20 protein-coding genes, 1 tRNA gene and 1 pseudogene are annotated in these 21,573 nt (G+C 60.8%); 15 read left to right on the top strand and 7 right to left on the bottom strand.

Annotated elements, in window-relative coordinates:
- Positions 1-6: 6 nt before the first annotated feature.
- The 4 genes and pseudogenes from tnpA to FMA36_RS05265 form a co-directional block, all read left to right on the top strand.
- Positions 7-483, top strand: a complete 477-nt coding sequence (gene tnpA, locus FMA36_RS05280; protein WP_193713759.1) for an IS66-like element accessory protein TnpA — start codon at positions 7-9, stop codon at positions 481-483.
- A complete protein-coding gene (gene tnpB / locus FMA36_RS05275) occupies positions 480-827 on the top strand; it encodes an IS66 family insertion sequence element accessory protein TnpB (RefSeq protein WP_019092242.1) in 348 nt (115 codons plus the stop codon). The genes tnpA and tnpB overlap by 4 nt, the downstream gene beginning before the upstream one ends.
- 65 nt (positions 828-892) lie before the next feature.
- Entirely contained in the window at positions 893-2,503 is a 1,611-nt protein-coding gene (gene tnpC / locus FMA36_RS05270) for an IS66 family transposase (protein ID WP_159261355.1), read from the top strand.
- A 30-nt stretch (positions 2,504-2,533) separates the two neighbouring features.
- A pseudogene (locus FMA36_RS05265) lies at positions 2,534-3,085 on the top strand (type 1 glutamine amidotransferase domain-containing protein); the annotation flags it as partial.
- On the opposite strand, the gene FMA36_RS05260 reads toward FMA36_RS05265, so the two are convergent.
- Positions 3,082-3,591 (bottom strand): MerR family transcriptional regulator, encoded by a 510-nt coding sequence (locus FMA36_RS05260; protein ID WP_159261353.1) that lies wholly within the window; start codon positions 3,589-3,591, stop codon positions 3,082-3,084. The pseudogene FMA36_RS05265 and the gene FMA36_RS05260 sit on opposite strands and share 4 nt — an antisense overlap.
- A 97-nt stretch (positions 3,592-3,688) precedes the next feature.
- On the opposite strand from FMA36_RS05260, the gene FMA36_RS05255 reads away from it, so the two are divergent.
- On the top strand, positions 3,689-4,525 hold the full coding sequence (locus FMA36_RS05255) for an alpha/beta fold hydrolase (protein WP_159261352.1): 837 nt from the start codon (positions 3,689-3,691) through the stop codon (positions 4,523-4,525).
- Between the two features lie 197 nt (positions 4,526-4,722).
- On the opposite strand, the gene FMA36_RS05250 is transcribed toward FMA36_RS05255, so the two are convergent.
- Complete coding sequence (locus tag FMA36_RS05250; protein ID WP_159261350.1) at positions 4,723-6,225, bottom strand: FAD-dependent monooxygenase; 1,503 nt, start codon at positions 6,223-6,225, stop codon at positions 4,723-4,725.
- 226 nt (positions 6,226-6,451) lie between these two features.
- On the opposite strand from FMA36_RS05250, the gene folD reads away from it, so the two are divergent.
- Positions 6,452-7,372 carry a bifunctional methylenetetrahydrofolate dehydrogenase/methenyltetrahydrofolate cyclohydrolase FolD gene (gene folD, locus FMA36_RS05245; protein WP_408885647.1) on the top strand — a complete coding sequence of 307 codons (921 nt, stop codon included), beginning with the start codon at positions 6,452-6,454 and terminating at the stop codon, positions 7,370-7,372.
- Entirely contained in the window at positions 7,369-8,121 is a 753-nt protein-coding gene (locus FMA36_RS05240; RefSeq protein WP_159261348.1) for a methylenetetrahydrofolate reductase, read from the top strand. The genes folD and FMA36_RS05240 overlap by 4 nt, the downstream gene beginning before the upstream one ends.
- A 114-nt stretch (positions 8,122-8,235) precedes the next feature.
- Here FMA36_RS05240 and FMA36_RS05235 read toward each other — a convergent pair whose 3' ends face one another.
- Positions 8,236-8,811 (bottom strand): NUDIX domain-containing protein, encoded by a 576-nt coding sequence (locus FMA36_RS05235; RefSeq protein ID WP_159261346.1) that lies wholly within the window; start codon positions 8,809-8,811, stop codon positions 8,236-8,238.
- A 35-nt stretch (positions 8,812-8,846) separates the two neighbouring features.
- On the bottom strand, positions 8,847-8,975 hold the full coding sequence (locus FMA36_RS19675; RefSeq protein WP_276612602.1) for a hypothetical protein: 129 nt from the start codon (positions 8,973-8,975) through the stop codon (positions 8,847-8,849).
- 48 nt (positions 8,976-9,023) lie between these two features.
- Between FMA36_RS19675 and FMA36_RS05230 the strand changes: the two genes are divergently transcribed.
- The 3 genes from FMA36_RS05230 (at position 9,024) to FMA36_RS05220 (ending at position 10,981) form a co-directional block, all read left to right on the top strand.
- Positions 9,024-10,217: an MFS transporter gene (locus FMA36_RS05230; protein WP_159261345.1), complete on the top strand. Its 1,194-nt coding sequence runs from the start codon at positions 9,024-9,026 to the stop codon at positions 10,215-10,217.
- 46 nt (positions 10,218-10,263) lie between these two features.
- Complete coding sequence (locus tag FMA36_RS05225; protein ID WP_159261343.1) at positions 10,264-10,848, top strand: LOG family protein; 585 nt, start codon at positions 10,264-10,266, stop codon at positions 10,846-10,848.
- A gap of 56 nt (positions 10,849-10,904) precedes the next feature.
- A tRNA-Pro gene (locus FMA36_RS05220) sits at positions 10,905-10,981 on the top strand.
- 164 nt (positions 10,982-11,145) lie between these two features.
- Here the strand turns inward: FMA36_RS05220 and treF are convergent.
- Positions 11,146-13,470 carry an alpha,alpha-trehalase TreF gene (treF, locus tag FMA36_RS05215; protein ID WP_240906551.1) on the bottom strand — a complete coding sequence of 775 codons (2,325 nt, stop codon included), beginning with the start codon at positions 13,468-13,470 and terminating at the stop codon, positions 11,146-11,148.
- Between the two features lie 624 nt (positions 13,471-14,094).
- On the opposite strand from treF, the gene tldD reads away from it, so the two are divergent.
- The 5 genes from tldD to FMA36_RS05190 all read left to right on the top strand — a co-directional run bounded on the left by tldD (position 14,095) and on the right by FMA36_RS05190 (position 19,742).
- Positions 14,095-15,555, top strand: a complete 1,461-nt coding sequence (gene tldD, locus FMA36_RS05210) for a metalloprotease TldD (RefSeq protein ID WP_159261341.1) — start codon at positions 14,095-14,097, stop codon at positions 15,553-15,555.
- Positions 15,556-15,956: 401 nt separating this feature from the next.
- Entirely contained in the window at positions 15,957-17,081 is a 1,125-nt protein-coding gene (locus FMA36_RS05205; RefSeq protein ID WP_206065184.1) for a hypothetical protein, read from the top strand.
- Positions 17,082-17,127: 46 nt separating this feature from the next.
- On the top strand, positions 17,128-17,844 hold the full coding sequence (locus FMA36_RS05200) for a hypothetical protein (protein WP_159261339.1): 717 nt from the start codon (positions 17,128-17,130) through the stop codon (positions 17,842-17,844).
- Between the two features lie 49 nt (positions 17,845-17,893).
- Complete coding sequence (locus FMA36_RS05195; protein WP_010516652.1) at positions 17,894-18,973, top strand: IS5 family transposase; 1,080 nt, start codon at positions 17,894-17,896, stop codon at positions 18,971-18,973.
- Positions 18,974-19,214: 241 nt separating this feature from the next.
- The gene (locus tag FMA36_RS05190) at positions 19,215-19,742 is read left to right on the top strand and encodes a hypothetical protein (protein ID WP_159261337.1); all 528 of its coding nucleotides are present in this window, start codon (positions 19,215-19,217) and stop codon (positions 19,740-19,742) included.
- 125 nt (positions 19,743-19,867) lie between these two features.
- Here FMA36_RS05190 and FMA36_RS05185 read toward each other — a convergent pair whose 3' ends face one another.
- Together FMA36_RS05185 and FMA36_RS05180 are read right to left on the bottom strand one after the other, a co-directional pair.
- A complete protein-coding gene (locus FMA36_RS05185) occupies positions 19,868-20,623 on the bottom strand; it encodes a TVP38/TMEM64 family protein (RefSeq protein ID WP_159261335.1) in 756 nt (251 codons plus the stop codon).
- Entirely contained in the window at positions 20,620-21,360 is a 741-nt protein-coding gene (locus tag FMA36_RS05180; protein ID WP_159261332.1) for a glycosyltransferase family 2 protein, read from the bottom strand. Before FMA36_RS05180 ends, FMA36_RS05185 begins: the two co-directional genes overlap by 4 nt.
- Positions 21,361-21,573 lie beyond the last annotated feature (213 nt).

The following is a 21,573-nucleotide window of genomic DNA, read 5'->3' as shown; positions in this document are numbered from 1 at the left end:
TGAAGCATGAGCGATTTAAGAGATAGGGACGCGGTACTACCTGCGAGTGTCGCAGGTAGTACCGCAGAGAGGCTCCAAAGGAGCGGTAGAGAGACAGGCGAGCGGGACAGGCTGGCGGGCGCCTCGCGGATCGAGATCGTTTCGGATCGCCGCCGCTGGCACGCCCCTGAATTTCGCGCGCGAGTGGTCATCGCGTCCTACGAGAGCCGACGCCCCATAAGGGAGGTGGCTGCACAGTTTGGGATCCATCCAAGTCTGGTGTTTCGCTGGCGGCGAGAGGCTCGGGCCAAAGGCGGGACATCGTTCATACCTGTCATGGTGGCCCCGGCCCCCGAGCCGCAGCCATTGGAGCGTCGGAGAGAACAGGGAACGCTGTCCGACCGAGCCGTCAGCCTGGTCTTTCCGGACGGTGTGCGGCTGGAGTTCGACACAGGGCTGTCCGCTGATCGTCTGCGTGAGATTGTGGGCGCACTACGATCATGATCCCGCTTCCCTCCACGCTGAGGATATGGCTGGCGGCCGGTGTAACCGATATGCGCCTGGGGATGCCCGGGCTGGCGTTGAAGGTCCAGGAAGCACTGGGTCGTGACCCTTTCGCGGGTGACGTCTATGCCTTCAGGGGCCGACGCGGCGACCTGGTGAAACTGATCTGGCACGATGGGATCGGCCTTTCCTTATATGCGAAGCGGATCGAGCGCGGGCATTTCCTGTGGCCTTCGGCAAAGGACGGAGCGATCCATCTCTCCCCGTCACAATTGACTTGTCTGCTGGAGGGTGTGGATTGGCGCAATCCGCAGAAAACATGGAGACCTGAACTGGCGGGATAATAAAAACCGCGCCAGGTCAGCATATACTGGTACCCTTTTGAGCGCCCATGTGATCAACTGCCTTCATGACGGGAGACACGGACGACATCATCGCCTTGCGCGCAGCACTTGCCGCTGCCGAGGCGCGTGCCCAGGTCGCCGAACTCCGGGCGTCTACTGCCGAAATCCGGGCCACTGATGCAGAAGCGCGCGCGGCCAGCGCCGAAGCGCAGATTGCCCATCTCAAACATCTTATCGCGCGGATGCGCCAGGACCGTTTCGGCGCCTCGTCGGAGCGGGGGCGCCGCCTGCTGGCCCAGCTCGAACTCGAACTGGAAGAGCTGGAGACGACACTCGCCGAGGACGCGCCCGAAAATGCGGCGGATCCCGCCGTCCGCGCGACAGCACCCAGGAGCAACCGGGGGCGCCAGCCCCTGCGTGCCGATCTGCCGCGCGAGCGGGTCGTCATCCCCGCACCGACACAGTGTCCGTGCTGTGGCAGCGATCGTCTGAGCAAACTGGGGGAGAGCGTCACCGAGACGCTGGAGGTGATCCCGCGCCAGTTCAAGGTCATCCAGACGGTGCGGGAGAAGTTCACCTGCCGGGACTGCGAGAGCATCACCCAGCCACCCGCCCCCTTCCATCCGATCGCGCGCGGACGCGCCGGCCCATGGCTGCTGTCGACCATCCTGTGCGACAAGTTCCTGCAGCATCTGCCGCTGAACCGCCAGAGCGATGCCTTTGCCCGCGAAGGGATCGATCTCGACACATCAACGCTGGCCGACTGGGTGGGAGCCTGCACCGCGACGCTGGCCCCCCTGACTACGCTGATCCGGGCGCATGTGCTGGCGGCACAACGCCTGCACGCGGACGACACCACCGTGCCGGTTCTGGCGAAAGGCCGGACAGTCACCGGACGATTGTGGAATTATGTGCGTGATGATGGTCCATTTGGTGGGCCAGCACCGCCAGCCGTCTGGTTCCGGTATTCCCGGGACCGCAAGGGCGAACATCCCACGGACCATCTCACCGGCTGGACCGGCATTCTGCAGTCAGACGCCTATGCGGGTTATAATACTCTGGCGAAACCGGGACGCCAACCCGCGCCGGTTGTCTCCGCCGGATGCTGGGCCCACGGACGCAGAGGGCTGTTCAAAATCGCCGAGAGGGACAAGGCGCCCCTCGCCATAGAGGCAGTAGGCAGGATCGACGCCATATTCCAGGCCGAGCGCACCATCAACGGTACGCCCCCAGAACATCGGCTGGCAGTCCGTCAAACAGACATAGCCCCTCTGGTCGACGATCTGTTCGACTGGATGCGGGAGTGTTGCCGGCGCATGTCGACCAAAAATCCCGTTACCCACGCCATGAACTATTTTCTACGGCGTGCCGATACATTCACACGATTCCTCACTGACGGCCGGATCTGCCTCTCAAACAATGCAGCAGAACGCGCCCTGCGCGGCATCGCCCTGGGCAGGAAAGCCTGGTTGTTCGCCGGGTCCGATCGTGGCGGAGAGCGCGCCGCCGCCATGTATTCCCTGATCGTCACCGCGCGCCTGAACGATGTCGATCCCCATGCATGGCTCGCTGATGTCCTGGCACGGATCAATGACATTCCCAATCCACGCCTCCATGAACTCCTGCCCTGGCACTGGAAAGCCCACCAGCAGGTCCACAATACCATCGCCGCCTGAATACGCCCGCGTCTCTCGCCGGATGATTACCCCAAGGGTGGCAAGGTTCCGCTTGATCCGCGTGCGTTGAAATGGCCGATGCGCGACGGTTCCGCAAAAGCGTGGCTGGCCGATCCGGCAAAAATGGCCCTGCTCTCTTCAACCCCCACCCCAGCAGACATCAATCCGCAGGATTATGATGCGATCTACTTTACCGGCGGGCATGGCGTGATGTGGGACTTTCCAGATAGTGAGGGCCTTCAGGCCATTACACGCGCAGTGTGGGAAAAGGGCGGTATTGTTTCCGCTGTCTGTCATGGATATTGCGGGCTGCTGAACACCCGGCTTGCCAATGGGGCTTTTCTGGTCTCCGGGCGCAGAATCACCGGATTTTCGTGGACCGAGGAAAGGCTGGCAGGTGTAGCGCGGAAGATACCTTACAACGCGGAAGCTGAAATGAAGGCACGGGGCGCGCTATACGAAAAAGCCCTTCTGCCGTTCATGTCCCATGTTGTGGCGGATGGAAAACTGGTGACGGGCCAGAACCCTTCTTCCGCCAGAGCAACCGCAAGAAAAGTCGTGTCCCTTCTGGCTGGACTTTAAGCTGAAACAGCTTTTTTGCTGCGCCCCCTGCTCACGGACAGACGGCGATCCGTCCTGTCCAGAAGGCGCACATCGTCTGGTGTGACGTCCAGATTTTTGGAAGGCTCCATAAGCACATTGGTCAGGACACGACGGGCATTGGCCGCACAGTCCATGTCTTCAGGGCGTGCCTGAATGTCCTCAACCAGACGAAGGAGGTGGGCTTTGCTCTGGGCCAGGCGTGCCTGTAGCGCCTCGATATCCGCAATCTTGCGTGTCAGTGCATTCATGAGGGCATCATGGTCCCAGTGCTGCAGGTCAGAGGGCAGCAGGGTGCGGATTTCATCCAGCGTAAATCCGGCCCGCTGCGCCGTTGTGATAAGCCCCAGGATCAGCACGGCCTGCGGTGGATAGGTTCGGTATCCGTTGGGACGGCGATTGACCGTTTTCAGCAGCCCAATGCGCTCATAGAACCGGATTTTGGAAGTCGTAAGACCGGTTTGCTGCGCCAGTTCTCCAATCTTCATGATGTAACTCCCACTATGAACGCAACTTGACCTTGAAGCTACCTTTAACGTTAGGCTCTGACCAGTACCCCATTATTGCTCGGCAAGGAGACGTATCATGCCCTTCGTCACGACATCCGACGGCGTAGAGATTTTCTACAAGGACTGGGGACCGAAGGACGCCCGGCCGATCATCTTCCATCATGGCTGGCCGCTCAGCGCCGATGACTGGGACACGCAGATGCTGTTCTTCCTGAGCAGGGGATTTCGTGTCATTGCGCATGACCGCCGCGGTCACGGACGTTCAGCGCAGGTCAGCGATGGTCATGACATGGACCATTATGCGGCCGACGCATCAGCCGTTGTTGAACATCTCGATCTGAAAAACGCCATTCATGTCGGGCATTCGACAGGGGGCGGGCAGGTTGCCCGCTATGTCGCGCAATATGGTCAGCCTCAGGGGCGTGTCGCCAAAGCCGTGCTCATCAGTTCCGTGCCGCCCTTGATGGTCCAGACGGATCGCAGTCCGGAAGGCGCACCGATCAAAGTGCTGGACGGACTTCGTGCCGGGCTGGCAGCCAGTCGCGCGCAGTTCTTTCTGGATGTAGCGAGCGGCCCGTTTTACGGTTTCAACCGTCCGGGCGCAGAAGTTTCAGAAGGAACGATCCGCAACTGGTGGCGTCAGGGCATGATGGGCAGTGCCAAGGCGCATTATGAAGGGATCAGGGCCTTCTCCGAAACGGATCAGACGGAGGACCTGAAAGCCATCACCGTGCCGGTGCTTGTGCTGCAGGGCGATGATGATCAGGTCGTGCCCTACAAGAATGCCGCGATCCTTCAGGATAGACTACTGCAGAACAGCACGTTGAAAATCTATCCCGGTTATCCGCATGGCATGCACACGACCCATGCAGACGTCGTCAATGCCGATATTCTGGCGTTTATTACCGGATGAAGATCGTATCTCGACGATGTGGCTTATTAAGGTCAGTGAGAAAGATTTCATCTCTTCACTTGCCTTGTCGTAAAGTCAGTCCCCGCAATGTGATCGGGCTGAAACAGGCGTGGATGTCGGCTTTACGAAAACGTCGCCGAGAGACGTAATAACTTGAATGGAGGCGACTGCTGCCCATCCGGTTTCATGGCCGGACATCACCAATGTCTTCCAATTTCATCATAAGTCCTGATGTTTCGATTGCCTGCCATACTGTCCAGAGCCATGTCGATGACCGTCCAGTTCCCACCTTTTGCGACAGCGGCGACATAGCCATCGGGTCGTATCAGCCAGATACCGTTTTCATCCGGTGGCAGCTCTGTTTCGGGCATCAGCAAGGCTGAATGGCGTGCCATCATGGCCCGCGCTTCGACACTGTCTGTGGCAGCCAGTACAAAGCGGGGCGGCATATTGCCTCGTCCGGACTGTCGTCGTGAAATCAGTCGTTGCCCCGGCCCGGGGCCACGCAGCCTCCGGGCTGAACCTATGTTGAGCGGGCTGTCCGGGTAGTCGATCAGGATTCCGGAAAGCCGATTGGCAATGGCACGACGGACCGCCGGAATGCGGAAACCCTGCTTTACAATGAAGTTGCGCACCCTCTGCGCCAGATGACTTCTGAGCAGGACAATTCTGGTCATGTGGCTGGAATCCGACAAGATCTGCCGCGCAACGCCGCTGCGTTCGCTACTGTAGCTGTCCAATAGGCACGGGCTGGCATCCTGCCGCGCGACGAGTGCCAGCTTCCAGGCGAGATTGAAGGCATCCTGCATGCCCATGTTCATGCCCTGACCACCGGCAGGGCTATGGATATGGGCCGCATCACCAGCCAGAAACACGTGGCCCTTGCGGTAATCCCTAACCTTGCGTTCATTGACCCCGAAATCCGACAGCCACACCGGATCGGACAGGGTGATCCCGCCCGGTCCGCGCCGGTCGACAATCATCTGCATTTCCCCAAGGTCTGGCGTATGCAATGGAACCGAACCCAGATCGGCGATGATACGGTAATGGCCCCGCGCTATCGGAAAGAACATGACAGCGCCGTCGGGGTGCCAGAAAATCGCCGGTTCGTCAGGCGGGATCGCAAGGCCCGCCACATGCACATCAGCAATGACAAACCCCATGGGCAGCGTGTCGCCCGCGAATGCCAGGCCCAGTCTGCTGCGAACAAAGGAATGCGCACCATCGCACCCGATGAGCCACGCAGCTTCCAGCGTCTCGATCCTGCCACCCGCATGCATGAGCGTGCATGAAACACCGTCCGCCCCGTCAACGAAATCGGTCAGTTCGGTTTCGCGTTCGACAGTATTGCCAAAAGTCCCGAGATGTTCTTCCAGCAACCGCTCGGTTTCCGATTGCGCAATCATCAGCAGGTAACTGAAGGGGGAGGCGATCGTCCCGAACGGGATCCGGGCAAGTGTTCTGTTGCCAGCATGAATGCTGACAGCATCTGCACGGAGCCCGGTGGCCATAAACGCATCCGCACAGCCCGCTGCGTCAAGCAGTTCCAGTGTCCGGGGCCAGACGGCCAGGGCACGGGACTGCGTGGTGCGGGCTGGCAGCCTGTCGATAACCCTGACAGGCGTCCCGTAACGGGCCAGTTCGGCGGCCATGGTCAGGCCGACAGGCCCCGCACCGACAACAAGAACGGGCTTCGACATGGTTTTATCCAGAAGGAAAAGAAATGTCCGGCCATACGGGCGGATGCCACCACGTTAACGCCACGCGCATCAGCAGCGTTCCTGTCCGCGCCTGGGCAGGCAGACGGTTACGGCAAAGAAAAGAGGCGGCTTTCTCCCCATTTCCTTAAAAAAACGGCTCACCCTGATTGTCCCGGCAGGGCTTCTTGCCGTATCTGCACGCATCGCATGTTCGTTTCCGGAGGGGATGATGACCGGTTCAGCACTATCCGATGCCCAAGGGTCGTCTCGCGCGCGCCTGATTGATGGCAAGGGTTTCGCCGCCCGCCTCACACAGGAGATCGCAGCCGATGTCAGTGCCTTTTATGAAAAGCACCATGTCACTCCCGGCCTTGCCGTGGTGCTGGTGGGCAATGACCCCGCAAGCGAGGTCTATGTGCGCAACAAGGCGCTCCAGACCCATCGCGCGGGCATGCGCTCGTTCATGCACATGCTGCCTGCCACCACTGCGCAGGAGGAACTGCTCAGCCTGATCGCGCGGCTCAATGTCGATCCCGAGATCCATGGCATCCTCGTGCAGTTGCCCCTGCCTGCGGGGCTGGACCCCGTGGCCGTGACCAACGCCATCGCCCCCGAAAAGGACGTGGACGGGCTGGGCGTGGTCAATGCCGGGCGTCTGGCGCTGGGGCTGCCGGGCATCGTGCCGTGCACGCCGCTGGGCTGCCTGCTGCTGCTGCGCCACTACGTGGGTGACATGCGCGGCAAGGACGCGCTGGTGATTGGCGCCTCGAACCTTGTTGGCCGCCCCATGGCCGAACTGCTGCTGCAGGAGGGCTGCACCGTCACCGTGGCGCATATCGACACGCGTGATACGGCAGCCCTGTCCCGGCAGGCCGATATCGTGGTGGTGGCGACTGGCGTGCGCGAACTGGTGCGCGGCGACTGGATCAAGCCGGGTGCAACGGTGATTGATGTCGGTATCTCGCGCGTCACGCTGCCTTCGGGCAAGACGCGGCTGGTGGGTGACGTGAAGTTTGACGAGGCTGTTGAACGCGCGGGCCTGATTACGCCCGTGCCCGGCGGGGTGGGGCCGATGACCATTGCCTGCCTGCTGCGCAACACCCTTGATGCCGCCCGCCAGATCGTGACAGGGCAGGTACGCCCATGACCCTGACATCCGTTGAACTGATTCCGCGTGATGCGGAAACCCTGCTGCGTGATGCCAATGAAGTCGCCCGGCTGTTCCCAGATGCGGGAATGATCAATATCCCTGACCTGCTGCGCTTTCCGCTGCGCAGCTGGGAGGCGGCGCGTCTGGTGCGTCCGGTTTTCCCGCGCGTGGTGCCGCATATCCGCGCCATCGATATTGCCCCTGATGCGCCCCTGCCGGGCGTGGATGATCCTGGCCTGCGTGAGGTGCTGGTGGTCAAGGGCGACCCGCCATCGGACCTGCGGCACCGCACCTATCCCAACAGCAGCGAGAGCGTGATTGCGCGTTACCGCCGCGAGGCGCCACATCTGGATGTCTATGCCGCGTTCGACCCGTATCGCCGCGCGCCGTATCAGGAAATGGAAGCCATCGCCCGCAAGAAGGAAGCCGGTGCCATCGGCTTCTTTACCCAGCCCATATTCGACCTGCCCATGCTTGAGCTGTGCATGAACTGGCTGCACGGGGAAAACGTGTTCTGGGGAATCTCGCCGGTGGTGGGGCCGAAGTCACGCTCGTATTGGGAGACGACGAACCACGTCATCTTCCCCCACGGGTTCGAGCCCACACTTGAGGCCAACATCACCTTTGCCCGGCGGATGATGGAGGTCGTGGCAGATGCGGGCGGCAATACCTACCTCATGCCGCTGCGCGTCAACCTTGAGCGTTACCTGACGCCGCTGCGGCGCGAGCAGGGCGTTTCAAATTAAGGTAAAGCAGAAGTTTTTGGGTGCCGCCTTTCTTTTAACAAGGCGGCATTCTTTGAAGCTTTTTGAAAAAAGCTTCACCAAAAACTTTCTTCATGGTTCATGCCGCCCTGGCGTTCAGATCCAGCCACGCGCCCGGATCAGGCCAAATGCCGCAATCGTGACCATGCAGGTGATGCGCCCGTCGAGAATCATCGCTTCCATCTCGGCCAGGGTTACGGTGTGGCAGGTAATGTCCTCTTCCGTATCCTCGCGCTGGTGTTTACCCTGCGTCAGCCCGGTGGCAAGGAAGGCGCGGCCCTTCTGGGTGGTGTAGCCCGCCCCCTGATACATCAGCCCCGCATCGCGCATCTGTGCGGCCTGCAAACCGGTTTCCTCACGCAGTTCGCCACGCGCCACATCCTCGGGTGTGGCGTCGGGGCGGTTTTCCCACATGCCCATGGGCAGTTCCCACATCCGCTTTTGTATGGGATAGCGGTACTGGCGGATCAGGGTGACGCGGGGGCCTTCGGGTCCCTCCCACAGGGGCAGGATCACGACAAAATCCCCACGCTCCACCACGCCATACAGCCCTTCGCGGCCATTGGGGCGCAGGATGATGTCCTCGCGCACGCGGGTCCAGGGGTTTTCATAGGCCGTGCGGGTGGAGAGCGTGGTGTAGCCACCTGCATCGGGGGTGGGGCGTTGCGTCATGAAACCTGTCTCCTTCGTGGCCGGGTGATACGTGTTCATGCATCCTGCACGGGGCTGTGGTGCGGGAACGAATGGTTGCGGGTTGGTTTTTTCAGTTTTTTCCATAAGCCGTATCCGGCGTTGTGCCCAAGCTCTTTTGCCGGGCGGAAAATCAGGGTTGTCATGCGCGCCGGTATGGCGCGTTCGTTTTTTATTGGGAGTTCAGGCATATCATGACCGGGCCGCAGGCATCATCGGCGTCACCGACACGGCGGATACTGCCCGTCGTGCTGTTCAATCTGCTGTGTTACATCGATATCGGCCTGCCGATGGCGGTTATCCCGGTTTTTGTGCACCAGGTGCTGGGCTACAACACCGTGCTCGCGGGCATGGCGGTCTCGGTCCAGTATCTCGCAACCTTCGCCTCGCGCGCAGGCGCGGGGCGGCAGGCCGACCGGCGCGGCGCCAAGCCCACGGTCATTGTCGGGCTGGCCGTGTGCACGCTTTCGGGGCTGATGCTGCTGGCATCGGGCGTGCTGCTGCATTTTGCAGCGCTGTCAGTCGGGTTGCTGATCCTGAGCCGCGTGCTGCTGGGCATAGGCGAAAGCTGGACGGCGACGGGTGCCATCATGTGGAATATCGGCCGCGTGGGGGCTGGCCGCACCGCGCAGGTGATCTCGTGGAATGGCGTGACCTCTTATGGCGGCATCGCCCTTGGCGCGCCGATCGGGCAGATCCTGTCCGGCCTGCCCATGCCCTATGGGGGGCTGACGGTGGTGGGTGCGCTCTCGGCGGGGCTGACGCTGTTCGGGTTTGTGCTGGCGCGGCAGTATGCGCCGGTGCCCCCCGTGCCCGCCAAGGCGCCGCCCATGCCATTCGGGCAGGTGTTCATGCGCGTGCTGCCTCATGGCGCGGTGCTGGCCTGCGGGTCGGTGGGGTTTGGCACCATTTCAGCCTGCCTGGCGCTGTTCTACGCCCATAACAACTGGAATGGTGCCGCCGTGGCGCTGGCCGGTTTTGGCCTGGCCTTCGTGATGATGCGCTTCCTCTTCGCCCGGCAGATCGACCGCCGGGGCGGGTTGCAGGTCACCCTTATCTCCCTGCTGGTGGAAACGCTGGGCCTGGGCGTGCTGTGGCAGTGCTCGAGCGTGGAGGGCGCAGCCCTTGGCGCCGCGCTGACCGGGGCCGGGTTCTCTCTGGTGTTCCCTGCCATGGGGGTGCTGGCCGTGGGCCGCGTGGGGGCGGAAAACCGGGGGGCTGCACTGGGGGCTTTTTCCGTGTTTTTAGATATTGCCGTGGGGCTGTCCGGGCCGTTGCTGGGGCTGGTGATCCAGACAATGGGCTATGGCGCGCTGTTTGTGGTCTCGGCCCTGTTTACGCTGGCGGGCGTGGGTGTCACCATGGCATTGAAATTCCTGCCGCGCTGAAGGGTGCGCGGCGCGTGACCAACCTTGCGGGAGCTGAGCTGGATAGATGCAGATTTCATCTGTAGCGGTTTTTTGTGGATCACGTTTCGGCTCGCGGCCGGAATATGCAGCCCAGTCGCGCGCGCTGGGCACGGCACTCGGGCAGGCAGGCGTGCGGCTGGTCTATGGGGGCGGGCATGTCGGCCTCATGGGCACGGTGGCTGATGCCACGCTGGCGGCAGGGGGCGAGGTGACGGGCGTGATCCCGCGCTTTCTGCATTCACGCGAGATCATGCATGAAGGTGTGACCGACCTGACCGTGACCGACAGCATGCACGACCGCAAGGCGCGCATGTTTGCGTGTTCGGATGCCTTTGTGGTCATGCCCGGCGGCCTGGGCACGTTTGACGAGACGATCGAGATCATGACCTGGCGGCAGCTGCGCCAGCATGACAAGCCGATCTATATCGTCAACATCGCAGGCTGGGCCGACCCGCTGCTGGCCATGATCGATACCTGTATCGAGGATGGGTTCGCCTCACCCAGCGCGCGCGACCTGTTTGCGGTCGTGCCGGATGTGGCAACCCTCATGGCTGCCCTTGCAGCACTTCCGGCCCCCTCAGGGGCGCGTGACGCGGTAACAACGCTGTAAAACTTTTCATCTATCCCCTTGCGCAAAAGGGAGCAGGCTAGTATAGCCGCCTGCAACGGAGTGTAGCTCAGCCTGGTAGAGCACTGTGTTCGGGACGCAGGGGCCGGAGGTTCGAATCCTCTCACTCCGACCAGATTTGCAGGCCGGTCGCCCTTGGGGTGACCGGCCTGTTTTCGTATGTGTCTGAACGACAGAAGTTTTTGGGCGCCGCCTTTTTGAAAAAAGCTTCACCAGAAATGTCTCTGCAGTTTCCATGAAAAAAGGGGGAAGACCAGATGGTCTTCCCCCTTGTGTTTTTTACGGCTGGGCCGGTTGTGGCGGCGTGGCCGGGCTTGCGGGTGCTGCCTGCTGATTGGCAGGCGCTGTCGCATCGTTGGCCGGGGCATTGGCTGGAGCGTTGGCCGGTGCGGGTTGGGCTGCGGGCGGCGTGGCTGCTTCAGGTGCCGTGGAGGGCGCTGGCTGACTGGCCGCAGGCGGCGTTGCGGAAACGGGCGCACTGGTCGTGTCCTGTGCCGCAGGCGTGGCAGGTGCGGCTGTGGCTGGCTGCGCAGCCGGGGCCGTAGGTGTCGCGATTTCCGCCGGGGTCGCGCTTGCCGCGGGTGCTTCAGCAGGCGGCGTGGCGGGAGCCGTAGCCTGCGCGGCTGCCGGGCTGGGTGGTATTTCGGTGGTCGGGATCGGTGCGCTGGCGCCCACGCTTGAAACCTGCGGCAGCGTAGGGGTGGGCGCCACCGGGCGCGGGGTCAGGGTCACGGTGGGCTGGGTGTAGCGGTTCAGCGCATCGGCATCGCTCTGCACGCCATAGGCGTTCATGGGCGGCAGGGGCTGGGGCGAGGGCTGATCCGCTGCCGGGTTGCGGTCAAGGACCACGCGGGTGTTCTGCGGGTAGCGGTTCATCAGGCCAAGCAGCGTGCCGTTGGTCCAGCCAAAGCCGATCTGCATCGGGTATTCGCCGCCACCCTTGCCGCCCTTGGGGCTGATATAGGGATTGACCACGTCATATTTTTCCAGCAGCACGCCCGATTTTTCGTAGGTGCCGATCACGCGGCCCATCCAGCGCGCCGCGATGTCGCTGGCAAGCTGGTCATAGCCATACTGGTTGAAGCCCTTGACCGCCATCCACTGCAGCGGGGCCCAGCCATTGGGGGCATCCCACTGCTGGCCGCTATTGGTGCGCTCGGTGGCGATCAGGCCACCCACCTTGAGCAGGTTCTTGCGCACGGTTTCCGATACGGCCTTGGCCTGCTCGGGCGTTGCCATCTGCAGGAACAGCGGCACGACCGTGGCACCTGACAGGATGGAGGTCGATTCGCCCTTCTTCCAGTCATAATCAATATAGGCCGCGCGGCGCTCATCCCACAGGATGCGCTGTGCAGCACTGATGCGCTCTTCAGCAAGGTGTGCGTAGCGGGCTGCCTCTTCCTTGTTGCCCTTCAGGTCATAGGCGTGGGCCAGGGTCTGCTGCAGGTGCGGTATGAGGAAGTTGAGCTCCACGGTCAGCAGTTCCGTGGTGTGGATGGTGGAGAGCGTATGCCCGTCCGCCAGCCAGCGCGAACTGAAGTCCCACCCCGTCTCGGAACCGGCGCGGAGGTCGCGGTATACCTCGTTCTTGGGGCGACCGGATTCAGCGGCCGTGGCGATGTCCTGCGGGTAGCTTTCATCACGCGGGGTGTCGCGGTCATCCCAGTGGCGGTTCATGATCGTGCCATCGGGCAGGCGCACCACGTGGCGGTAGGCGCCACCGGGGGCCAGGGAATCCTGCCCGTCCATCCAGTAGTCATATTCCGCCTGCAGTTCGGGCAGGAAGGTGGTGTAGGCCACCTGCCCGTCATGCATGGCCAGCAGGTCGACCATCAGCGAGAAGAACGGCGCCTGCGAGCGGCTGAGGTAATAGGTGCGGCTGCCGTTGGGGATATGGCCGTACCGGTCGATCATCGAGGCCATGTCGCGCACCATGTCGCGCATGAGGTCGATCTTCTGGTTTTCGTACAGGCCGATCATGGTGAAGTAGCTGTCCCAGTAATACAGTTCACTGAAACGGCCACCGGGCACCACATAGGTAAACGGCAGGGGCAGCTGCGAGGAATAGGCCACCTGCGTGTCTGGCGGGCGGCTGAGCACTTCCCACATGCCGACGATGTAGTCGCGCACGTTTTCATCCGGCGTGCGCTGGTAGGAGACGGTCTTGCGCTCGGGCAGGGTGAAGTGCTGGGCCACGAAATCCTTGAGCGAGAAATCGGGGCGCTGGCGGGCAAGGTTGTACTGCGCCATCAGGTCGGCAGGCGCTTCATCGGGTATGGCGTCGGCTGCGGTCTTGGCATCCGTATAGATATGTGCCTCGCCAATGGCCTGGAACAGCCCGTCAAGCGCGATCGAGGGCGGACGCAGGTCCTGGGCCAGGGCTGCGGGGGCAGCGGCATCGGACAGCAGGGCATCGGCTGGCGGAACCGGGCTGCTGCCGCTTGAGGCCGGGCCATCTTTGTGCATGGTCTGGGCGGGCTGGGTGCCCGGTGGGGTGGCGTCAGCATGGTCAGTGCTGCCCGGCGTGGTCGTGGCCTGGCTGGCCGGGCTGGGAGTACCCTCCTGCGGTGTGGCAGGCGTGGACGCGCCACCGCCTGCGGGCATGGCGGGCGTAGCAGGGTTCCCCGGCGGGGCCTGCGGCGGCGTGGGGTTTGCAGATGGCGTGGTGACGGCTGGTGCAGGTGGCATGCTTCCGCTCCCCGAAAGCGGTTCGGGCGTTGGCACCGAGTAGAGCTGCTCCCCCGCCGTGTCCGGGCTGGCGGCGGGCGCAGGGGCTGACGGTGCCGCTGCTGTCCGTTCCGTGCCGGTGGGCGCGGACGGGATGGCAGCGGGGGTCTGGACGCCAGGCGTGGCCTGTGTGGACTCAGGCGCTGTCTGGGCCAGGGCGGGCGCGCCCGCGTAAAGAAGGCTGGCCAGCACAAGCCCGGCCTGACGGGGCGCGGACCGGGACAGGTTTGAACCGCACAGGAGTAAAACTTTCACGAGACGCCAATTCTCCAGATAATAAAAAGATAAATATGATCCCCGCAACATGCCCTGCCTTGCCTTCCTACCACAAAGGGAAACCATGCAGATGGAGGGAAGTTCATTTTCAGGCATGGTGGCTGTCATGAACATGTCCCTGCTTTTCCATGGGGGGCAAATCCGGCTATGCTGTGTGCCCTCCCGGCCTGCGCGGCCCGAGCGTTCGTGTTTTTTCCTGTTCCGCCAAACCGGAGTCGTCTTTTCATGCCCTCATCCCTTCAGGGTCTTACCCCGCTGGCCGCAACTGATGCCCTGTTCTTTGAGCGCGCCGGTGCCCGCCTTGGCCGCCCCGATGCCGAGCGCCTTGTGCAGCAGGCGCTCGAGGGGATGGATGATGGCGAGCTTTTCTTGGAATATCGTGAAAGCGAGGGCATTTCGCTTGATGAAGGCGTCATCCGTTCCGCCACCTTCGATACGTCATCGGGCTTTGGCCTGCGCGCCGTGCTGGAGACGGAAACCGGTTTCGCCCATTCCGATGAAATCAGCGAAAGCGCGATCCGCCGCGCCGCCGAGACCGTAAGCCAGGTGCGCGCGGGCCGTTCGGGCACGCTGGCTGCCGGGCCGCGTTCAACCAACCACCGCCTCTACCCCGACATCAACCCGCTGGCGGAGGGTGAATTCGCGTCCCGCGCGGCCATGCTGTCGGAGCTCGATGCCTATGCCCGCGCGCGTGACCCGCGCGTGGTGCAGGTGATGGCCTCGATCTCGGCGGAGTGGCAGGCAATCCAGATCCTGCGGCCCGACGGGCAGCGCATGGCCGATATCCGCCCGCTGGTGCGGCTCAACGTGTCGGTGGTGGTCGAGCAGGACGGACGGCGCGAAAGCGGCGGGCACGGGCTGGGCGGGCGTTATGCCTATAGCCGCCTGCTGGCCCCCGAAGTGTGGAAGAACGCGGTGGACGAGGCCCTGCGCATGGCGCTGGTCAATCTTGATGCCCGCCCTGCACCCGCGGGCGAGATGGAGGTGGTGCTGGGCGCGGGCTGGCCCGGCATCCTGCTGCATGAGGCCGTGGGCCATGGGCTGGAGGGTGATTTCAACCGCAAGGGCACATCGGCCTTCGCAGGGCTGATGGGCCAGCGCGTGGCGGCCCCCGGCGTGACCGTGGTGGATGATGGCACGCTGCCCGAGCGGCGCGGCAGCCTGACCATTGATGATGAAGGCACGCCCACCGGCCGCACGGTCATGATCGAGGACGGCATCCTGACCGGCTACCTGCAGGATCGCCTCAATGCCCGCCTGATGGGCGTTGCCCCCACCGGCAATGGTCGCCGCCAGTCTTACGCCCATGCGCCCATGCCGCGGATGACCAACACCATCATGCTCGGCGGCGATGCCACGACCGAGGACATGATCCGCAGCACGAAGCGCGGGCTGTATGCCGTCAATTTTGGTGGCGGGCAGGTGGATATCACCTCGGGCAAGTTCGTGTTTGCCGCATCCGAGGCCTACATGATCGAGGATGGCAGGATCACATCCCCCGTGCGTGGCGCCACGCTGATCGGCAATGGCGCGGATGCCATGACCAAGGTGACCATGATTGGCGGCGAACCCGCCCTTGACCCCGGCATTGGCACCTGCGGCAAGGCAGGCCAGGGCGTGCCGGTGGGCGTGGGCCAGCCGACCCTTAAAATGACCGGGCTGACCGTGGGCGGCACGGGGGGATAAAGGACTGGGTGCGTTGGACCATGCCGACCCGATGATCGGGGGAAGAAGCCGCTTTGTGCCGCATGGGTCTGTCCGCATCGGGGGAATAAAGCCTGTTGTGTGCCCGGCATGATCCTTCCATACGGCAGGATCATGATGCCACGTAACGAAGCCATAACAATAAAGAATGATGTTCAGATAGCCTGAACGGGTGTTGTTTGATGAGCGATCAAGTCAAAAACAGATTTTTCATATTCATGATATTATCTGTTTTTTCCGTTTTTGTTTTATCCAATTTTTCTCCTGCCCTGCTGCATGGTGGCCGGTTTGTGGGAGAAGAAGGATGTGTCTTCTTTGAAGAAGCCTGGTACTCATCGTGGCGTGAAGCATTATTCCACCCATATGGCGGTTATATCAATATAATGGCCAATGCCAGCACGCTGCTGGCCCATAATATCGTGCCGCTGGCATATGCGCCTTATGTAACAATGCTGATGGGCCTGCTGTTTCAGTTAGGGGCACCTTTTCTGCTTCTGACAGCAAAGGATGCATGGCTAGCGTCTCCCCGCATCCGTCTTGTCGCGGTCGCCCTGCTTCTGTTCGTGCCGGAATCAATAGAAGTTTCAGCGCATAGCATGCACATCCAGTTTCATCTGGCCCTGTGTTGCGGGCTGATCCTCGCCCTTGCCACAACATTGGGCTGGCAGGAATACATGCGTCTGGGCCTGCTCTTCCTTGGCCCGCTGAGTGGCCCCGGCGCGGTCAGCCTTGCACCGCTTTTCATCGTCCGGCTTTTCTTTGACCGCACCCGTGCCCGACTGATCGAATGTCTGGTCATCATTGGCGCAAGCGCCACGCAGGTGCTGCTCTTTTTCGGGCATTATGGTCAAAGGACATATAATTCTACCCTGCCTGATTTTATTCTGGCGTTTTTTGTCCGTTACATCCTTTATCCGTTTTTCGGGTTCAAGCATCTTGTTGCCACGATAGGCTACGCCCTGCAGAAGCAGGAAGCAGCGGGCCATATGCCTTACGGCGTGATCGCCCTGACCCTTGTGCTGATGGCTTTATTCGCGGGCACAATACTTTATCAGGCCGTGTATAACAAAAACACGCGTGATGCCGCCTGGCTGGCGCTGGCGGGCGGGTGGCATGCCTGTGCCTCCATGTACGGGGCGCTGGGCGGGGCCTCGACAATGATCTTCCCCCATTTTTCCGAGCGCTATGTTTTTGTGGGGCAGTCCATGCTGGCCTGTTCCATCCTTTGCCTGGCCGTGACAGGCAGGCGGATGGTCAGCAGGATCTGCTGGGGTCTGGTCGTGCTCATGCTTGTCTTCGGGTTCTGCAATTTCTGGAGTCCGTTTGTCATTCCCCGCATGCTTCAGCACGGCTCGGCCTGGCGTGGTGAAGTGGCACGATGGGAGAAAGATCACAGTTACGGATTGCACGTATGGCCCGATCCACAATGGGTCATGTACCTTGACGGGTCGCATACCGCCGAGCAGCGCATGCAGGCCTGCCCGGTCCATCAGGATCAGGCAGAATGACGGGTGATTTTTCTATTTTCCAGATGGTAAGCAGAGATACAATTCTATGAAAACTGAAATAAAAAATAAATCTTTTGTATTTATAGTATTATCTGTTTTTTCTATATTTCTGCTATCCCGCTTTTCAGGTACCCTACTGCATGGTGGCCGGTTTCAGGCAGAAGAAGGATGCGTCTTCTTCGAGAAGGCCTGGTATTCTTCATGGTATGGCGCACTGTTTCATTCATTTGGTGGTTATATCAATATAATGGCCAATGGCAGTACGCTGCTGGCCTCCCGTCTCGTGCCGCTGGCGTACGCACCCTATGTGACCATGTCCATTGCGTTGGTTTTCCAGCTGATGGCCCCTTTCATGCTGCTGACGGCGAAGGATGAGTGGCTCTCTTCCACCCGGACACGTATTGTCGCGGTCGCACTGCTGCTGTTCGTGCCGCAGTCAGTGGAAGTGTCCGTGCAGAGCATGCACACCCAGTTTCATCTTGCCCTGTGTTGCGGGCTGATCCTTGCTCTTGCCACAACCTCGGGCTGGCGGGAATACATGCGCTTGGGCCTGCTCTTTCTTGGCCCGCTGAGTGGACCGGGGGCGGTGAGCATGGCCCCGCTTTTCGTGCTCCGGCTTTTCTTTGACCGCACCCGTGCCCGACTGGTCGAGTGCTTGGTTATTGTCGGTGCCAGCGCGACACAGCTTCTTTTTTTCTTCGAGAAGTATGGAGAACGGACATATAACTCAACATGGAGGGTTCGAAAAACCCCTTGGCTCTGAATTGGTGGCTGTGATTCCATACCTTGTGTGATGATTGGGGGGATGGCTCATGAAGCAGCCGGGTTTCTTTGATGTTGACGAGCGGCTTGCCCGGTTAAGCGGGCTTGGCGATCAGTTGGAGGCATTTTCCCGGACTGTGGATTTTGAGGCGTTCCGCCCTGATCTGGAGAAGGCTCTGGCCTATTCAGACAGGAGCAAAGGCGGCCGTCCCCCGTTCGATCCGGTGCTGATGTTCAAGATCCTGGTCATCCAGACGCTGAACAATCTCTCCGACGAGCGAACGGAATATCTGATCAACGACCGCCTGTCCTTCATGCGTTTCCTCGGTCTGGGACTGTCGGACCGGGTGCCCGATGCCAAAACGGTCTGGCTGTTTCGCGAGCGTCTGACCGAGGCAGGCGCCATCCAGAAGCTGTTCGAGCGCTTTGACGCCACCCTGCGTAACGCTGGGTATCTGCCGATGTCCGGCCAGATCCTGGATGCCACGCTGGTGGCAGCGCCAAAGCAGCGCAATACCAAAGGGGAGAAAGCGGATCTCCGGGCGGGACGTATTCCAGAAGACTGGCAGGACAAGCCCGCAAAGATGTCGCACAAGGATCGTCATGCACGATGGACACTTAAGTTCACGAAGGCGAAGCGGCAGGACGATGGAACCATACCGTCGAGCGATCTCGCCATCCCGTTCTTTGGCTACAAATCCCACATCTCCATCGACCGGAAGTTTCGGTTCATCCGAAAATGGAAGACGACGGATGCCGCCGCCAGTGATGGTGCGCGATTGAGAGAGGGGCTGTTAGATAAAACCAATACGGCCTCAAGCGTTTGGGCTGATACAGCTTATCGCTCGAAAGCGAATGAGGACTTCATGGACAAAGAGGGTTTTGTCTCAAAGGTTCACAGAAAAAAGCCGCATCTCAAGCCTATGCCCCGACATATCCAGAAATCGAATGCTGGAAAGTCCGTGATCCGATCACGCGTCGAGCACGTCTTTGCCGACCAGAAATCACAGACGGGATTGTTCATCCGAACTGTCGGTATCACCCGGGCCACCATGAGGATCGGGCTGGCCAATATCGTCTACAACATGCGCCGCTTCCTCTTCCTCGAAAGGTTGAACGCGAGCGCGTAGTCATCCAGCGGGAGGGCAGTCCCCGATCTGCTCAAAACGCAGATCAAAAGCTACCCCAAAAACCGTAAATCAAATCGCCAAAACCCTGAAATCACGAGCCAGGCGCATCAACCAACGGTTCTTCGATCCCTCCACATTCTCTGATTATATCCTGACCTTTCTGGTTCGGTATATTCTTTATCCGCTTGTTGGTTTTAAGCATTTTGTCGTAAAAACCGGTCATGCCCTTAAATGGAAAGCAATGACCGGGCACGTTCCTTCAGGTATTATTCCCTTGACGATTGCACTGATGGTCCTGTTTTTTGGAACAGTACTTTATCAGGCAATATATAATAAAAAGACGCGGGAGGCGGCCTGGCTGGCCCTGGCGGGCGGCACCCATGCCTTTGCTTCGATGTATGGGGGGTTGGGGGGGGCGCTGACAACCATCGCTCCCGATGCTGAACGGTATGTTTTTGTCGGTCAGTCGCTGCTGGCGTGTTCCATCCTCTGCCTGGCTGCCACGGGCAAGCAGTTTGTCAGCAGGGTCTGCTGGGTGTTGGTCACGCTCATGCTCATCTTTGGCATCTCCCACTTCAGGAAGCCGGTCATCAATTCCTATCCTTTCCTCAAAGGGCCTTTGTGGAGCGGCGAAGTGACGCAGTGGGAAAAAGATCACAGCTACGGGTTACATGTATGGCCCGGGTCTTTCCACTGGATCATGTATCTTGATGGATCGCATACCCCTGAACAGCGTATGCAGGCCTGCCCGCTTCGCGAGGCAAGATGATGGGGCAGGGATGGCAGGCTGTCAGGAACAGTCCATTTGAGAAGTGGGGAAGGATATGGCCGTCTTGCTCCAGAGGGCCATATTTTCTTTGAAACTTCTCGAACAGGCCGTTTTTCAGGCCGGCTTCAGGCAGTCGTCCGGTCCGTGGACAGGATGCGCGAAATGACCCGGTTGAGGTGCCAGACCAGTGCGAAAGTGGCAATGGCGCCGACGATCAGGATGGTGGCATGGATCCATGAAGCGCTTCCCCCGCCAACCGATGTCAGACTGCGCGCGGTCAGCGCACCCATGGCGATGTAGCCAAGCAGCGCGGGCAGGGAAGCCAGTGTCCCGATCATGTAATCGCGCAGCGACAGGGCACTCATGCCCAGCGCGTAGCTGGTGAGGGAAAACGGCATGATGGGTGAGAGGCGGAACAGGCAGGCAATCTTCCACCCTTCCGCCGAGAGCACGTGGTCAATCTTGTCCAGCCATGCCTTCCGGCGCAGCAGGCGGTTGATAAAGCCACGCAGGAACGAGCGGGCCAGCACGAAGGAAAGCAGGGCCCCGATCATCGTGGCAGGGGCGGCCAGCAGAAAGCCATCTACAATGCCATAGGCCGCGCCAATGCCCATGGCCGTAGCCGAGGCGGGCAGGATGCCACACAGCGCGACAAGGATCTGGATCAGTTCGCACACAATCCATCCCTGCCAGGCCCGATCGCCATGCAGGCCCGAAAGCATGTCCTGAATGGAGAGGGACATGCCGGTGCGCCGCGCGACAAGGAGGCCCCCGCCAAGCAGCGCAAAAGCCGAAAAAAGAAGGAAAAGCTTGATCCTTGAGACGCGATCCGTTGCGCCATCAAGATTGTCTTCTCCATCCGTTTTCAGGGATTGGCTCATTTTTTGAAGATGGTGTGGCGATAGAGGCCCATCCGGTTGAGGCGGTAGATGGCGGATGTGCCCAGAACGCCGAGTCCGTATTTCACGCTACGGCGGAAATTGATGGAGGAGGCTTCCTCGAAGTAACGGGTGGGGCAGGAAATCTCGCCAATGCGGAAGCCCGCATTCACCACCTGAGCCAGCATCTGGTTGTCGAACACGAAGTCATCCGAGCACAGGTCAAGCGGCAGGGCTTCGAGCACTTCGCGCCGCCAGCCCCGGTAGCCGGTATGATATTCGGACAGCTTGGCGCTCATCAGGATGTTCTGGGTCAGGGTCAGCGCGCGGTTTGCCACATACTTGTACAGCGGCATGCCACCCTTCAGCGCGCCCTTGCCCAGTATGCGCGATGCAATGACCACATCATAATGCCCCGAGGTCAGCATCGCCGCCATGGCCCGGATCAGGCGCGGCGAATACTGGTAGTCGGGGTGGAGCATGATGATGATGTCCGCACTGCGGGCCAGGGCGCTTTCATAGCATGTCTTCTGGTTGCCGCCGTAACCGCGGTTGCGGTCATGCTCGATGACATGGATGCCGAGCGAACGGGCCAGTTCAGCCGTGTTGTCCTTGCTGGCGTCATCGGTCAGAATGATGTCATCCACAATATCGAGGGGAATTTCATCATAGGTCTGCTGCAAGGTTTTTGCGGCATTATAGGCGGGCAGAACAACCGCAATACGCTTACCGTCCATCATGAAGATCAAAATTTCCCAGTTTTGTGGAAGATACCGTTTACCGATCAGGCAAATTGCGCGATGGGAAGTCTTTTACTATAACACCCACATTATACAAGGGCCGAGGCCCTGCTGCGCCTCTGGCCCACGGAGCGGGCGGCAGGCCATTGCATTTCGGCTCGATAGGTTGCCGCCGCCCGTGTTTTTCGTGCCATTTCGTAACAGTAAGTCAGG

Origin of the sequence: Komagataeibacter xylinus, from assembly GCF_009834365.1 — a bacterium.
Taxonomy (GTDB): Bacteria; Pseudomonadota; Alphaproteobacteria; order Acetobacterales; family Acetobacteraceae; genus Komagataeibacter; species Komagataeibacter xylinus_D.
The sequence above is the reverse complement of the archived record's forward strand: the minus strand, read 5'-3'. Positions and strand labels throughout refer to the sequence as shown.